The following is a 14,671-nucleotide window of genomic DNA, read 5'->3' as shown; positions in this document are numbered from 1 at the left end:
AATAATATAAGATAGACGCGGTTCGGCGTTAAGACCTGCAGTCATATTGATCGCTCCCCTTATTATTCAATAAACAATGCTGCATTTAAGATTCCGGCGGGCTAATTAATCAATCCATGGAATTATAATTTTCGAATAGGTGGTTAAGCTTACATATTTAAATAATCACTGAAGTTCAGGACCGGAGGAAATCGACCTGAACCGACAAAAACCGTTGCTCACCATCAAATCCAACCCCGCGCAAATGATCGGCGATCTCATCCGGGATTCAACGTGCTGAGAAATTCGCGCTTACGCTATAGGGGCGGTCCGATCAGCCAGCCGGTCTACCGCTGCGATAGGGGTAGCCTGGTTGGGCTGCCTTGTTGTATGACCTTCGGTGCTCCGAAGATCGACACGGCGGTGGCACGGGAGCTGTTACGAGCGGTAGAACCCTTGGCGATCGAAGCCGCGGTTGAGGCGGAGCGGATGCACCGTAAACAAGTTGACGATCAGCGCCAGATCCTTGATCTGGAACTCCAGCAGGCCCGTTACGAGGCCGGTCTTGCCGAGCGGCGTTACGCGGCATGTGATCCCGACAATCGTCTGATTGCCGCACAATTGGAAAAGAACTGGGAAATCGCGCTGCGCCGCGTGCGTGATCTGGAGACGCGCCAGTCCACCAAAGAAGACCCGACGACCATCGCGATTGATCCAGGTGCTTTCGCCAATCTGGCGGAAAATCTGTCAACGGCCTGGAATACTCCTGATGTGACGATGCGTGCCCGCCAACAGCGTTCTTCGAACGCTGATCGCCGACATCATCGTTGATGTTGACGATGCCATACGCGATGTCGTGCTCACGATCCATTGGCGGGATGGCCAGCACTCGGAGCTGCGTGTTCGCAAGCCGCAATCCGGTGAACATGGCAGCGCGACAGCCGAAGATGCACTGGACGTCATCCGCAGCATGGCCGGCCGCTGGTCCGACGAGCATATCGCTGCCACGCTCAACCGAATGGGCTTTCCCACCGGCCAGGGAAAGACCTGGACAGCCCATCGGGTCCGATCTGTTCGTTACGTGCGTGGCATCGATGCTTACCGTTCAGCCGACAAGAATGGCGAAGGGCTCACACAGGTGGAGGTCGCCAAAGCGTTGGGCGTCTCAAGCTATTTGGTGCGACGCCTTGTTTCCACAGGCGTTCTTCCTGCAGTCCAGGTTGTTCCGCGAGCGCCCTATCAAATCCGTGCCGCCGACTTGACATCCGAGCCGGTCAGAGCGGCGATTGCCCGGAAAGGTCGCCCGTTGCGCGATGTTGACGCGGACACGCTTCCAATGTTTTCATACACTTAACGAAGGGGGTGCATAATGAAACACGTCTCGCGATGCCGCGCAACGCGCGTTCGGCGGCATTATTGGTGAGACAAATCCTACCGTCGTCGAGGAAACGGGTGAAGGCTTCCCGGCGCCCCTCCTTGCCCAGCATGTAGTTGATCGCTTTTGCGACGGGATTGTGCCGCGACATCTGTGCGCGCTGGGCCGTGAGCCAGCCGTGCAGTTCGGCGACAAGCGGACGGGCGTGCTCCTGCCGGGCGGCGAGGCGCTTCCCGGCGGATTTGCCGTTGATGCCGCGCTCGAAGTCGAACAGGGCGTCGATGCGTTTGACAGCTTCAAGCGCGACCGGCGAGATCTCGTGCGCAGGTTTGCCTTTGCGCACATTGCCGGCGATATCGGCCAGTTCGAAGAACTTGCGCCTGGCAATGGCTCCAGCATAGGGCGCTGGCCACTGATCCGGGACTGCGATCGGCGCGATAGAGATCGTTATAGCCGCCGTAGGCATCGGCTTGCAGCACGCCCTTCCATCCGGAAAGATGCTTGTTGGGGTGGACCATCTGGCGATCGGCGGAGAAGTGGAACAGCGCCGCCGGCGCGGCAGTTCCCGCGAAGGGACGGTCGTCGCGGACATAGGTCCAGAGCCTTGCCTCCTTCGTAGCGCCTCTTGCCAGAAGCGGCACGGTGGTGTCCCCCGGTCCGGCCTTTGGCCGGTCGAGGACAGGCTTTGCCATGGATACGTTCGCCTGCGAGCACATGGGCGCGGATCAACTCGTGGATCGGCTTCAGAGCGGTGGCGCAGGCGCCAACCTGATCGGCCAGCGTCAAGAGGCTCAAGTCGACACCTTCCCTTGCATAGCGCTCTGCCTGACGGTTCAAGGGCTGATGCTGACCGAACTTCTCGAACAGTATGGTGGCGAGCAGGGTCGGCCCGGCCCAGCCGCGCGGCGTGGCATGAAACGGGGCTGGCGGCTGCGAGATCTTCTCGCAATCCCGGCAGGTGAACTTCTCACGCACCGTCTGGATCACCTTCCACCGGCGCGGAATAATCTCCAGCGTCTCGGTGATGTCTTCACCCATCTTCGCGATACGAGCCGAACCGCAGCAGGCGCAGGCGGATGGCGCTTCGACGACCACGCGCTCGCGCGGCAGATGGCCGGGAAATGGTTTGCGTACTCGCCGGCGGCGTTCGAAGGCTGCAATATTTGTAGTCTTCGTCGCGGCGCACTCCGAGGCGATCTCGTCCTCGGTGGCGTCGGCTTCGAGTTCTTCGAGCTGCAATTCCATCTGCTCGATCAGCCGGGCGCGGCGTTCCGAGCTTCGGCCATATTGCTCGCGTCGCAGTTTGTGTATCTCGAGCTTCAAATGAGCGATCAAGGCCTCGGAGATCGAAACAACGGCGCGAACGTTGGCCAGTTCGGCCTCGACTTTTGCCGCGCGCTTCCGAGGCCGCCAGCACGGCGCGCAATTTTACGATCTCCGATAGCCACTCATCCATGGCGGGAAGCTAGCATGAAGTGTCCCTTTCTCCCGCCTCGGGGCCTTCCGGCGGAACGGCCGGGGTTGCATACAGCCAGAGCTTACCGCTTCCGGCGGAACGGCGCCTTATCTCTATGTTCTCTCGGGTAACCTTTCGCCCGAGCTGACATTCAATGGAAGTACTGGAATTCTCTCGGGAATACCGCCAGTCGCCACTACCTTCAAATTTACGATCATCGCGACCGATGCCACCGGCGCGACCAGGAGGATAGCGCCCGTCGGCCGGTATGTGAAGTTCACGCTGCAGGCAGGCTACAACGTCTAGGTCGACGGCGTATTTCTGGCACATAAGCGCGATGACGATGATAGCCGGTGGAAAGCCGCTGCCGGACATGCCCTGGTAACGGGCTGCCAGACGCACCTCACCGTCGTTCAAGGCGCTGATGCCGCACATCCCTCCCCGAGACTTCCTTTTGAAAAGCATCCTCCGCTTCGATAATCGCCATCGAAACAATATAGGCCAGAACCGGAAATTTGGTCTTGTCCGTAAGCATGGATTGTAATTATATACGAAATAGGTCCCCGGTATTTTCATTTTCCATATTGGTTCCCCCGTTAATTTTTATAAGAAACGCATGTATTTAAAATTCTGATTAGCTAAGCAATCAATGGATTGATTTATAATTTTCGAATAGTTGGTTAATATTGCAAACTTTCAGCCTTAGGCTCACATTTTGCCTCCGGCATCCGAAATGCCGCTTTTTATGCGCGCGAGCATTGCACCCGCCGGCTGATACGATCCGGCTTCGGCGATTATCATTACCCGGCCCCCAAAGGGGGCCGTTATAGACGTTTCCATTTTCATCGCTTCCATCACTGCGACGACTGTACCGGCTTCCACGAAATCGCCGTCCGCAATGTTCCAATGTACCAGCGTTCCCGTGAGCGGCGCCGCAATGCCATCGGTTGCGGCGGCTTCGATTTCCGCCATCGCCGGTGCTGGTGATCTTCCACCGAGTAGCGCCAGGAATGTGTCGGCAATGCCGACCTCGACCAGCTTGCCGTCCAGTTCGACCTTGCCGCGCAGCATTCCGGTCTGCCCCGTTGCCGCGGGGCGAGCCATGGATTCGATTGCGCCGCCAAAATCGGTCTCGATCCAGCGGGTATGAACCTGGAAATCCGGTCCGGAGAAATCCGTGTGGTCAAGCACCGCGCGGTGGAATGGCAGGACCGACGGAACGCCATCGATGTGGAACTCGCCCAGAGCGCGGCGGGCTCGCGCTATGACTTGCTCCCGGGTTGCGCCGGATACGATGAGCTTGGCGGCAAGAGAGTCGAACATCGGCGGTATGGTCGAGCCGGTTTCGATGCCTGAATCGAGGCGTATGCCGGGGCCGGACGGTGGGGAGAACCTTGTGATATCGCCAGCGGAGGGCAGGAAGCCGCGGCCGGGGTCTTCAATATTGATGCGGAATTCCATGGAATGCCCGCGCGGTTCCGGCGTCCGGGTGATGCTCAACGGCAGGCCTTCTGCGATACGGAATTGCTCGATCACCAGATCGAGGCCGGTCGTCTCTTCGGTCACGGGATGCTCGACCTGCAGGCGCGTGTTGACTTCCAGAAACGAGATCACGCCATTGGCGCTGAGCAGGAACTCGACCGTGCCGGCGCCGGTGTAGCGGGCTTGCGCGCAGATATCGCGCGCAGCCGTTTCTATTTTCTCGCGCTGCTCAGGCGAGAGGAAAGGCGCGGGCGCTTCTTCGACCAGTTTCTGGTTGCGCCGCTGCAGGGAGCAATCGCGCGTTCCGGCAACCACGACATTGCCGAGGCGATCCGCCAGCACCTGTGCCTCGATGTGCCGGGGGCGGTCGAGGAACTGTTCGATGTAGCATTCGCCGCGACCGAAGGCGGTCACCGCTTCCCGGGTTGCCGACTCGAACAGTTCCTCCACTTCGTCCAGATGCCGGGCGATCTTGAGGCCGCGTCCCCCGCCGCCATGCGCCGCCTTGATGGCGATAGGCAGGCCAAAGCGGCGTGCGAATGCCAGCGCTTCCGCGGCGTTCGAGATGGCGCCCTCGCTGCCGGCCACCAGCGGTGCTCCGACCCGTTGGGCGATGCGGCGCGCTTCCAGCTTGTCGCCCAGCGCCTCGATGACGTCAGGATCCGGTCCGATCCAGATGAGGCCGGCGTCGATCACCGCTTGTGCGAATTCGGCGCGCTCGGAGAGAAAGCCATAACCGGGATGGACGGCATCGGCGCCGGACCTTTTGGCGATAGCGACCAGTTTATCGATATCGAGATAGGTATCTCTCGCCGTTGCGCCGTTGAGCGCATAGGCCTCGTCGGCATGGCGAACGAACAGCGCGCCGGCATCCGCGTCGGCATAGACCGCCACCGATGCGAGGCCATAATCCTTGCAGGCCCGGATGATCCGCATCGCGATCTCGCCGCGATTTGCTATCAGAACCTTTTTCATCGTTGTTTCCCGGGAATGACTTCAGACATGAACTGGCTCATTGCAGCGAAGCGGATGCGCGCGCCGGGAGGAATTTGCCCGGCAAGATCGAGATGATGCTCGGCAACGTTGGCGATAACAGGATAGCCGCCGGTCAGCGGATGGTCGGCGAGGAATAGAATGGGCTGGCCATTGGCCGGCACCTGGATGGCGCCGTGCACTGTCGCCTCGCTTGGTAGCTCGCCATGGTTGGAACGTTCGAGCGCTTCGCCGTGAAGCCGGATGCCGACGCGGCTCGATTGCGGCGTCACCAGCCATTCCTGCTTGAGGAAGCTCTGGGTCGCCTCGGGCAAAAACCAGTCGGTCCGCGGTCCCATGGTCACGTCGAGCGTCACGGTTTCGCCGGGGCAGGGCATCGCAAAAGCCGGCAATTCCTCCGTCGAGACGATCGATCCGGCGGGGGCGGCAAGAATGGGGATAATATCGCCCGGCATTGCTGGCAGTGGGCCTATCTGCGCCAGCGTATCGGTGGATGCGCTGCCGAGAATTTGCCGCACATCGAAGCCGCCGCGCAAGGCGAGGTAGGAACGAAGGCCCGCCGCTGGAGGCTGAAGCGCCACCAGATCGCCGTCATCGAGCGCGATGGCCTGATCATGCGGCGCGGTGATTTTCTTGCCTGCTACATCGATGATTGTCGTGATGACGGGAGCGCCTGTGACGGCCATGACGCCGCGACCGCGCATCCTGAAGCTGAAGCCCCCAAGGGTGATTTCCAGAGCCGCCGTATCGGGTGCATTGCCGGCGAGACGATTGGCGCGCTTGAGGCTACCCCGATCCGCCGCGCCGGACGTGCTGATGCCCTGGCGCGCCTGCCCTATTCGGCCCAAGTCCTGGAACAGGGCGGGGAGGGCCACGGAGAGCACTTCGATGGCGGGGGTCTGCCCCTCACCCTTACCCTCTCCCCGCAAGCGGGGAGAGGGGGGCGTCAACGTTGCCGTTTCTTCCTTCTCCCCCTGCGCGGGGAGGAGGTGGGGGCTTTCCACGACCGGCGAACTCGCCATGTCGCGGAAGCGGACGCGCATTCCCGGCTGCAGCAGTGAAGCGGGCGTACGGTCGATGTCGAACATGGCGAGGTGCGTCGTTCCGATCAACTGCCAGCCGCCGGGACCGGCTTTGGGATAAACGCCGCTGAATTCTCCGGCCAGACCAACGGCGCCGGCGGGGACGCGGGTGCGGGGCGATTTGCGCCGCGGCACCGCGAGACGCGGATCGCCGCCCGCCAGATAGGCAAATCCGGGTGCGAAACCGGTGAATGCCACGAGATATTCGCTTTGCGTGTGCAGGCGCACCACATCCGTAACGCTCATTCCCACCAGGCCCGCGACATCAGCGAGGTCTTCGCCGTCATAGCGAACAGGTATCTCCACGAGAGGCCCATCCGAAACCTTTCTTCCGGTTCCGCTCAGGGATGCTATCGCTGATTTCAGTTCCGCAAGCGCAATCCGGCCGGGATCGAATTCGACCAGCAAAGTGCGGGCGCCGGGAACGATTTCGCGAATGCCTGCAATGGGGTTGGCTTGCAGGGCATCGAGCAGCCCCAGAGTGGCGTCGAGGTCGGCGAGTTCAAGCAGGATGCAGCCCGCCCTGACGGGCAGAATGTTGATCGATGTATTTTGTGCCGGGACGGGGGGCTGCATCGTTTCTACACCCGCGCGGCGAAGGGGCGAATGGTGAGGCCGTTCTCTTCGAGAAGGGAGCGCAGCCGGCGCGCGATGGCGACCGCATCCGGGCTGTCGCCATGCACGCATATGGTTTGCGCGTCGATGTCAGCCATCTTGCCGTCGATCGACTCCACCACGCCATCCGTCACGAGACGAAGCATGCGCCCGGCCACCATTTCCGGATCGTGCAGAACCGCGCCCGGTTGCCGCCGTGAAACGAGCTTGCCGTCAGCGGTGTAGGCGCGATCCGCGAAGGCTTCCGCCACCACCGCAAGGCCGGATGCCCGTGCCTGTTCGATCAACGGCGAGCCGGCCAATGCGACGAGCACGAGGCTTGGGTCGACGCCGAGGATGGCGGCGATGACATCGGCGGCCTGACGCTCATCGAAGGAAATCGTATTGTACAAGGCGCCGTGCGGCTTCACATAGGCGACACGCGTACCGGCTGCCGTGGCGAGTCCCTTCAGCGCACCGATCTGGTAGATGACGTCGGCGATTAGTTCTTCGCTGGATGGATCCATGTTGCGGCGGCCAAATCCGGCCAGGTCGCGATAGCCGACATGTGCGCCGATGACGACGCCGCGCTCACGGGCCACGCGCAATGTCTTCAGAATGCCCGCCGGATCCCCGGCATGAAAGCCGCAGGCGACGTTGGCGCTGCTGACGATATCGAGCATAGCGGCATCATCGCCCATCCGCCATGCACCGAAACTTTCACCCAAATCGCTGTTGAGGTCGATCGTCAGCACTGAACCGCCCCTTTTCCAAGATAGCCAGACGCTATCAAGAGCGAGCAATCCTGTCTATTGCGCGTTGTTCATCCTTTGACGCCGGACGAGATCATGACGGCCTCGGTCACCTTCTTCTGGAAAATCAGATAGGCGATGGCCACCGGCATGGCGCCGAGCAATGCGACAGACATCAGCCGTGCATAGAACACGCCGAACGCATCGTTGACCTGCGTAATGCCGACCGGGATCGTCATCTGGTCCTCGGTCGTCACCGCGAGGAACGGCCAGAGAAACTGGTTCCACGCCATGATGAAGGTGATGATGGCAAGCGCGGTCGTGATGCCCCAGTTCAGCGGCAGGTATATCCTGAACAGCAGCGTGTAGTCGCCGCCGCCATCGAGCACCACGGCCTCGCGCATTTCCTTCGGCACGGCATCGAAGAACTGCTTGTAGACGATGATCACGACCGGAACGACAAGCTGCGGCAGGATGATGCCGGCCCAGGTGTTTATAAGGCCCATGTCGTTCATCAGGATGAACTGGGTGACCACCAATGCCTGGATGGGAACCATGAAACTGGCGAGAACCACGCCATAGAGGATGCGTCTTCCAGGAAACCGCATCTGCGAAATGGCATAGGCGCACATCATGCCCGAAACGATCACCACGATCGTGATGATGACGGCGGTGGCGATGGAGTTGATGTACCAATTGATGAGATTGGTGTTGCGGATGATATCGATATAGGCGCCGAGTTTGAACTCGTCCGGAATAATGCCCGCCCCATTGGACACCACCCGCTCTTCGGTGCGGATCGAGGTTATAAAGGCCCAATAGAGCGGAAATATCCACAAGGCCGCAGCCACAAAGGTGCCTGATGTCAGCATCCAGTTTTCGAATTTTCTTGTCCGCGTCATCGGCGTCCTCCCACGCGAAGCAACTGGAACTGCAGAACGGAAAGTGCCGCGATGATGACGAACAGCACGAGCGCGATGGCGGAAGCATAGCCGCCGTGATTCAGCTGGAACGCCTCGCGATAAACCATCAGGAGCAGCACATAGGATGAGTTGAAGGGTCCGCCGCTGCTGAGCAGATAGACCTGATCGAAGAGTTTGAGCTGCAGGATCAGTTGCAGGGTCAGCACCAGCGCGGTGACGGGCCACAGAAGCGGCCAGGTCACTCTGGCGAATAGCTGCCATCGCGTGGCGCCGTCGAGTTGGGCGGCTTCGTAGTAATCCCTAGGAATATTGCGCAGCCCGGCGATGAACAGCAGGACATTGAAGCCATTGGTCCACCAGATCGTCACGGCGGCGATAGCAGGCATCACCCAATAAGGATTCTTGAAGACAGCAACAGGCTTTCCGGTGAAGAATGTGATCACCGGCTGCAGCACGCCGAACTGGAAGTCCAGCATCCATGTCCAAATATGCGTGACGACAGGCACCGGCAGGATATAGGGGAGGAAAAAAATCGCCAGCGCAAGCGCCTGCAACTTGCCGCGAAGACGCGTGACCATCAGCGCGATGCCGAGCGCCAGTGCGGTCGTCGGGATGACGGTCAAGAGAATGAAATAGCCGTTGTTTTTCAGCGATGTCAGGAACAGCCTGTCGGACAGCAGCCGCTTGAAATTGTCCAGTCCGATCCAGTTTCCCGCACCGATCAGCGGCGAGTCGGTAAAACTCAATTGCACGAGCCGGATCGTCGGATAAAGAAACACCAGCGCGAAGATCAGCACGAAGGGCGCAACGAGCGAAGCGGCGACAGCCACCTCCTTGCGCCGGTTTGTCAGCATGGCCACGACAGGCACTCCCTCCCAGAATTAGAGCGTGGCCGCACGTAAAATGCGGCCACGGATCATTTCGTCACCGCAGCTTGTCCTGCAAATCCTGCTTGACCTGCTCCGCTGCCGCCATCGGCTCGGCATATCCATGGATCGCGGGTGAGATGATATTGATCGCCGCGTCGTAGGTCGGAGACGCCACCCCGGCGATCGGCGAACGCGGATCGTAGGAGGCAGTGTTCGCAAGCGCCGAATAGGTGGCGTTCGGCTCCATTTTTTTGAATTCGGCGCTTTCCGCCACCGGCATATAGGCTGGAATGTGCCCGGCTTCCGCCCAGGCCAGAGAATTCTTCTCCATCCAGCCGATGACGGTCATCACGGCCTTGCGCTTTTCCGGTGACATCTTGTTGTTGGCCGGGATTGCGAAAGCGTGGGAATCCGCCCAGGCCGTCTGCGTTCCCATCAGGTTTGGAATCTGCACCGCGCCCCATTTGAAGCCGAGCGCGCCCTTCTTGTCCGTGTCCACCAGCGTCGGTACTTCCCAGACGCCGTTCAGGAAGAAGGCGGATTTGCCTGACGTGAAGAGCGCCACGGAGGCTTCATATGCCGCCTGTTCCGGCTGCCAGCCCTTGGTCGCCCAGTTGGTCATGACCTCAATGGACTTCGCGGCCTTCTGGAGGTTGTCGCCGGCCAGAACCTCTTTTCCTGAAATGAGCTCGCCACCCTGCTGGCGAAGCAGCGTGTAGAACACACGATATACGCCGCCATCATCAGCGGTAGCGTAGGAAACCGGCGCTGCAGCGCCCTTTTCCTTGGCATAGGCAAGAGCTTCCTCGAAATCCTGGAGGTTGTTGATTCCCGTCAGCTTGCCATCGGCATCGAGGAATTTGGATCCTTCCAGATAGGACTTGTTGTAAAAGAGCACGAGCGAATGGATATCGAAGGGCACCGCGTAGAGCTTGCCGTCATCGGAGCTCGCGGCTTTGACCGATGCCGGGAAGAAGCTATCCTTGGTGACGCCCGCGTTCTTTAGATCCTCGTCTGTGACTTGATCGAGTACACCTTCATCAAGGCCGAGCGGCAGGCGGGAAAGGTGATAGGTCATGACGTCTGGACCCTGGCCGACGGCCACCGCGGTACGCACCTTCGTGTAATAGGGCGTGCCCCATTCCAGTGTCGTGCTGGTAATCTTGATATCGGGGTGCTCTTCATTGAAGCGCGCAATCAGCGCCTTCATGCGCACGCCATCACCCCCCCCTAAAAAATCCCACCAAGTGATATTTTCCTGGGCCATCGCCGGTATCGCCATCAGCGCTATTGCCGTGGCGGTAAGCAGCTTTCTGAATTGCATCGAAGTCTCCTCCCTAAATGAGGCCACCTTTCTCCCATCGGTGGCGGTTGAACCATTCATGCATGCCTTGTTCTGGCTTTGTTTTGCCGCATGATCTTATCCGAAAAGCTAGCCAACTTTTCGGGACCATGCTCATGCTTCAGCGCAGCCGGCCACCGTCCTCCGCAAAAACGAGAACATCGCCGGGGTCCGCCCCCAGAGAGACGGTCCGGCCATCGAGACTTTCGCGGCGTCCGCGCGTCTCCACGACGATCATCCGGCCATCGGCGAGACGCGCATGGAGATAGGAGACGCCGCCCAGATCCTCTTCCATCTCGACGCTCGCATTGAATCCGCCTTCGACGGGCCGCAGATGTTCCGGGCGCAGGCCGACCTTGACGCTGGTCCCTTCGCTTAATTCCGTGGCCACCTTCGCCAGCAAGTGCGCGTCCAGACTTTCCAGCCCGATCCGCAGCAATCCATCCTGCCGGCCAAGCGCCCGGCCGGGGAGGAAGTTCATCGCGGGCGAGCCGATGAAGCCGCCGACGAACTGGTTGCCGGGATTGTCATAAAGCTCGAGCGGTTTGCCTGCCTGCTGAAGCTTGCCGTTCTTCAGGACGAAGATCCGGTCGGCCAAGGTCATCGCCTCGACCTGATCGTGGGTCACGTAGATCATCGTGGCGCCGATCTGCTTGTGCAGCCTGGCAAGCTCCAGCCGCATCTGCACCCGGAGCTCGGCGTCAAGGTTGGACAATGGTTCGTCGAACAGGAAAACCTTGGGCTGGCGTACGATGGCGCGGCCGATGGCGACACGCTGGCGCTGGCCGCCCGACAGTTGCGATGGGCGCTTGTCCAGATGCTCTTCGAGATGAAGGATGCGGGCCGCCTCGTGAACCATATCCTTGATGCGGCTCTTAGGGGTTTTCTTGAGGCTCAGCGAAAAACCCATATTCTCGAAGACGGTGAGATGCGGGTAAAGCGCATAGGACTGGAAGACCATCGCCACTTCGCGCTTGGCCGGCTCGACATCGGTGACGTCGCGCCCTTCGATAGAGATCGTGCCGGCGGTGGTGTCCTCCAAGCCTGCGATCATGCGCAGCAAGGTGGATTTGCCGCAACCGGAAGGACCGACGAAGACCGCGAAGTCTCCCGTGGGAATGTCCAGGCTCACATCATGGACGACGCCAACCGGGCCGAAGCTCTTGCTCACGTTGGTCAAGGTAACGCCCATTGTCTTCAGCCCACCCTCAAGCGGAAGACATGGTAGGACAATGGCGCGATCGAGCCTTTCAGCTTGCCATCCTCGACGCCAATGCCGGAGCCCGGTTTCGGCACCACGTGGTCGGGGCGGTCCGGCCCGTTGGTGTCGTTGAGGCCGTAGCCTTCCATGGCGTGGTGTTCGAACAGCGCCGCATCGGTGAAGCCGGTCAGGCTGACATCAAGCTCGGCCCTCTCGGTCAGATGGCGGTTGACGACAAAGAAGGTCAGCGTGCCTTCGTCGTGGTTCTGAACGGCGGCGACATCGAGATAGGAGACATCGTCGGCGACGCGGCAGTCATAGGTCGGCGCATCGACGGCGACGCGAAGCGCCGTGCCGCGGCCGTAAATCGATGCAAAGCGGTACGGATGGTAAATCGTCTGCCGCCACGCCGGGCCGTTCTTCTCGGCGCGGATCGGCGCGATCACATTCACCAGCTGCGCGATGCAGGCGATGCGGACGCGGTCGGAGCGGCGGATGAATTCGTTCAAAAGACCGGCGACGAATAGCGCATCCTCAAAATTATAGGTTTCCTCCAGAAGCGCGGGCGCCTCGGGCCAGTCCCATGTCCGCCAGCGGTGGCTGTCCTCGTCGCGGATATGGTACCAGACGTTCCATTCATCGAAGCAGATATGGACGTCGTTCTTCGCCCGCTTCTTCGATTTCACATAGTCGATGGTACCGGCAATCGTCTGGATATAGCGGCCGGTTTCCTCGATCTTGCCGAAATAATTAAGCGTGTCCTTGCTCTTGTTGCCGAAATATTTGTGCAGCGAGATGTAATCGACATTCTCGTAGCACTCTTCCAGCACCTCGCGCTCCCATTCGGGGTAGGTCGCCATGCCGTCATTGGAGCTGCCGCAGACGATGGCCTCGATGCTGCTGTCGAAACTCTTGAAGGCCTTGGCCGTCTCGTTGGCGAGGCGGCCATATTCGGTCGCCACCTTATGGCCGATCTGCCAGGGGCCGTCCATCTCGTTGCCAAGGCACCACATCTTCACGCCATAGGGATCGTTCTTGCCATGCGAGCGGCGAAGATCGCTCCAGGCCGTGCCGGAAGGGAAATTGGCATATTCGAGGAAGTTGCGAGCCTCCTCCAGGCCACGGGAGCCAAGATTGACGGCGAGCATCATCTCGATACCGGCCATCGATGCCCAGTCGGCAAATTCATTGATGCCGATCTGGTTGGTTTCCTTCGAGCGCCAGGCGAGATCGAGGCGAACGGGGCGCTGGTCGCGCGGGCCGATGCCGTCCTCCCAGCGATAGGCCGAGACGAAATTGCCGCCGGGATAACGGATGGCCGGGATTTTCAGATCCTGCACGAATTTCAGCACATCCTTGCGGAAACCCTGCTCATCGGCCTGAGGATGGCCCGGCTCGTAGATGCCGCCATAGATCGCGCGGCCCATATGCTCGATAAAGGCAGAATAGAGCCGCTCATCGATGTCGCTGATCTTGAAATCCCTATGGACGGCCACGCGTGCCTTCATACTGCTTCCTCCCGCTTATCCATATCGACGATATAAATCGTACTTTTGGATAAGGTTCGTCGCAGCAAGCCCGCTTGTCAATGGGGAGAATGTGCTGCGATGCACAAGAAGGCGGCGGTGCGCGCCTTACTTCCTTGTTTTCAAACGAAGAATGATATCCTGATCGTAATTGCCGAAGCCGCGCCCGAAGATGTTGATGCCGCCGGGATGCCTGCCTTGCGCCTTGACCTCGATGCGCAAGCGGACAGAACGATGATCGTCCAGATCGAGATCATCGGCTTTTATATCGGAAATCCTGAGGCCATCGACAAAGGTCCCCGCCGGCCCGACCGACCATGTCTTCAGCATCCCATATTGCGAGCCCTTCAGCTTCCACCAGGCCGGCGTATAGGTGCCGCGATGGTCGCCATAGTCCCCCGGCGAGGTCCACACGCCAATTTCCCTGCCGTTGATGGAAAGAACGATATCGGAGGGCCAGTTTGCCAGCGTACCGGGCACTTCCGAGCTGACTTCCATTGCGATTTCAATGCCTTCTATGCTGTCGCCGTGCAGCTTCGCATTGTTGGGAAACTGATATTCCACGAAGCCGCTGGTGAACCACAGCAGGCTTGTCTTCATCCGTTCCGGATCCATGAAGGTTTCGGGCACATCGAGAAGGCCGATGATGCCGTCGGTGGAACAGATGCCGCAGGGGCCGGTTACGGCGTTATTGGTATAGAGGCCCAGCGGCATGGAAACCTCGATCGTATCGGACGACAGGGCTTGGGCGGCGGGGTGGAGGGTGACGACAAGCTCGTCATAGACGGCAAAGCAGATCTTCTGGTTTCCCTTGCGCGCCTTTTGCGTCTCGGTGCGAACCAATCCGGCCTTTTCCAGCACCTGAAGGTGCGCGGAGACGGAAGATTGGGGCAAGCCCGACGCCTGCGCCAGTTCGTTCACATTGATCCCGGGACGTTTCGATAATTCTTTCAAAAGCTTGATGCGAGGCAGAGACGATACGCCCTTGATGGCAGCCAGATCTTTTTCCGGATCGATGACGAGGAAATTCGAGCTCATTTTGCTTACCGATTGGCCCACGATCAATGTTCCATATCGGAATAACCGATTTGAAGAAA

10 protein-coding genes and 2 pseudogenes are annotated in these 14,671 nt (G+C 59.8%); 2 read left to right on the top strand and 10 right to left on the bottom strand.

Annotated features, from left to right (window positions below):
- Nucleotides 1-297 precede the first annotated feature (297 nt).
- Nucleotides 298-1,333: pseudogene (locus C7477_RS09810) on the top strand (recombinase family protein); the annotation flags it as partial.
- 28 nt (nucleotides 1,334-1,361) lie between these two features.
- Here C7477_RS09810 and tnpC read toward each other — a convergent pair.
- Nucleotides 1,362-2,810: pseudogene (tnpC, locus tag C7477_RS09805) on the bottom strand (IS66 family transposase); the annotation flags it as partial.
- A gap of 69 nt (nucleotides 2,811-2,879) precedes the next feature.
- Between tnpC and C7477_RS19505 the strand changes: the two are divergent.
- Nucleotides 2,880-3,116, top strand: a complete 237-nt coding sequence (locus C7477_RS19505) for a putative Ig domain-containing protein (protein ID WP_425373547.1) — start codon at nucleotides 2,880-2,882, stop codon at nucleotides 3,114-3,116.
- Between the two features lie 402 nt (nucleotides 3,117-3,518).
- Here C7477_RS19505 and C7477_RS09800 read toward each other — a convergent pair whose 3' ends face one another.
- The 9 genes from C7477_RS09800 to C7477_RS09760 form a co-directional block, all read right to left on the bottom strand.
- Nucleotides 3,519-5,267: an acetyl/propionyl/methylcrotonyl-CoA carboxylase subunit alpha gene (locus C7477_RS09800; protein WP_110751542.1), complete on the bottom strand. Its 1,749-nt coding sequence runs from the start codon at nucleotides 5,265-5,267 to the stop codon at nucleotides 3,519-3,521.
- Nucleotides 5,264-6,943 carry a 5-oxoprolinase subunit B/C family protein gene (locus C7477_RS09795; RefSeq protein ID WP_110751540.1) on the bottom strand — a complete coding sequence of 560 codons (1,680 nt, stop codon included), beginning with the start codon at nucleotides 6,941-6,943 and terminating at the stop codon, nucleotides 5,264-5,266. The genes C7477_RS09800 and C7477_RS09795 overlap by 4 nt, the downstream gene beginning before the upstream one ends.
- 5 nt (nucleotides 6,944-6,948) lie before the next feature.
- Nucleotides 6,949-7,716, bottom strand: coding sequence for a LamB/YcsF family protein (locus C7477_RS09790; RefSeq protein ID WP_110751538.1), 768 nt, complete (start codon nucleotides 7,714-7,716; stop codon nucleotides 6,949-6,951).
- A gap of 68 nt (nucleotides 7,717-7,784) precedes the next feature.
- The gene (locus tag C7477_RS09785) at nucleotides 7,785-8,615 is read right to left on the bottom strand and encodes a carbohydrate ABC transporter permease (protein WP_110751536.1); all 831 of its coding nucleotides are present in this window, start codon (nucleotides 8,613-8,615) and stop codon (nucleotides 7,785-7,787) included.
- The gene (locus tag C7477_RS09780) at nucleotides 8,612-9,490 is read right to left on the bottom strand and encodes a carbohydrate ABC transporter permease (RefSeq protein ID WP_110751534.1); all 879 of its coding nucleotides are present in this window, start codon (nucleotides 9,488-9,490) and stop codon (nucleotides 8,612-8,614) included. The genes C7477_RS09785 and C7477_RS09780 overlap by 4 nt, the downstream gene beginning before the upstream one ends.
- 70 nt (nucleotides 9,491-9,560) lie before the next feature.
- On the bottom strand, nucleotides 9,561-10,829 hold the full coding sequence (locus C7477_RS09775; RefSeq protein ID WP_110751532.1) for an extracellular solute-binding protein: 1,269 nt from the start codon (nucleotides 10,827-10,829) through the stop codon (nucleotides 9,561-9,563).
- A 139-nt stretch (nucleotides 10,830-10,968) separates the two neighbouring features.
- A complete protein-coding gene (locus tag C7477_RS09770) occupies nucleotides 10,969-12,039 on the bottom strand; it encodes an ABC transporter ATP-binding protein (RefSeq protein ID WP_110751530.1) in 1,071 nt (356 codons plus the stop codon).
- Nucleotides 12,040-12,044: 5 nt separating this feature from the next.
- Nucleotides 12,045-13,556: an arabinosylfuranosidase ArfA gene (gene arfA, locus C7477_RS09765; protein WP_110751528.1), complete on the bottom strand. Its 1,512-nt coding sequence runs from the start codon at nucleotides 13,554-13,556 to the stop codon at nucleotides 12,045-12,047.
- Between the two features lie 126 nt (nucleotides 13,557-13,682).
- Complete coding sequence (locus C7477_RS09760) at nucleotides 13,683-14,612, bottom strand: ArsR/SmtB family transcription factor (protein ID WP_110751526.1); 930 nt, start codon at nucleotides 14,610-14,612, stop codon at nucleotides 13,683-13,685.
- Between the last annotated feature and the right edge of the window lie 59 nt (nucleotides 14,613-14,671).

Origin of the sequence: Paramesorhizobium leguminum (assembly GCF_003217235.1) — a bacterium.
Lineage (GTDB): Bacteria > Pseudomonadota > Alphaproteobacteria > Rhizobiales > Rhizobiaceae > Paramesorhizobium > Paramesorhizobium leguminum.
The sequence above is the reverse complement of the archived record's forward strand: the minus strand, read 5'-3'. Positions and strand labels throughout refer to the sequence as shown.

Excerpts from the sequence above, each read along its gene's own strand:
- arfA (WP_110751528.1), bottom strand. The coding sequence starts at position 13,556 with ATGAAGGCACGCGTGGCCGTCCATAGGGATTTCAAGATCAGCGACATC.
- C7477_RS09800 (WP_110751542.1), bottom strand. The coding sequence starts at position 5,267 with ATGAAAAAGGTTCTGATAGCAAATCGCGGCGAGATCGCGATGCGGATC.
- C7477_RS09795 (WP_110751540.1), bottom strand. The coding sequence starts at position 6,943 with ATGCAGCCCCCCGTCCCGGCACAAAATACATCGATCAACATTCTGCCC.
- C7477_RS09780 (WP_110751534.1), bottom strand. The coding sequence starts at position 9,490 with ATGCTGACAAACCGGCGCAAGGAGGTGGCTGTCGCCGCTTCGCTCGTT.
- C7477_RS09770 (WP_110751530.1), bottom strand. The coding sequence starts at position 12,039 with ATGGGCGTTACCTTGACCAACGTGAGCAAGAGCTTCGGCCCGGTTGGC.
- C7477_RS09775 (WP_110751532.1), bottom strand. The coding sequence starts at position 10,829 with ATGCAATTCAGAAAGCTGCTTACCGCCACGGCAATAGCGCTGATGGCG.
- C7477_RS09760 (WP_110751526.1), bottom strand. The coding sequence starts at position 14,612 with ATGAGCTCGAATTTCCTCGTCATCGATCCGGAAAAAGATCTGGCTGCC.
- C7477_RS09785 (WP_110751536.1), bottom strand. The coding sequence starts at position 8,615 with ATGACGCGGACAAGAAAATTCGAAAACTGGATGCTGACATCAGGCACC.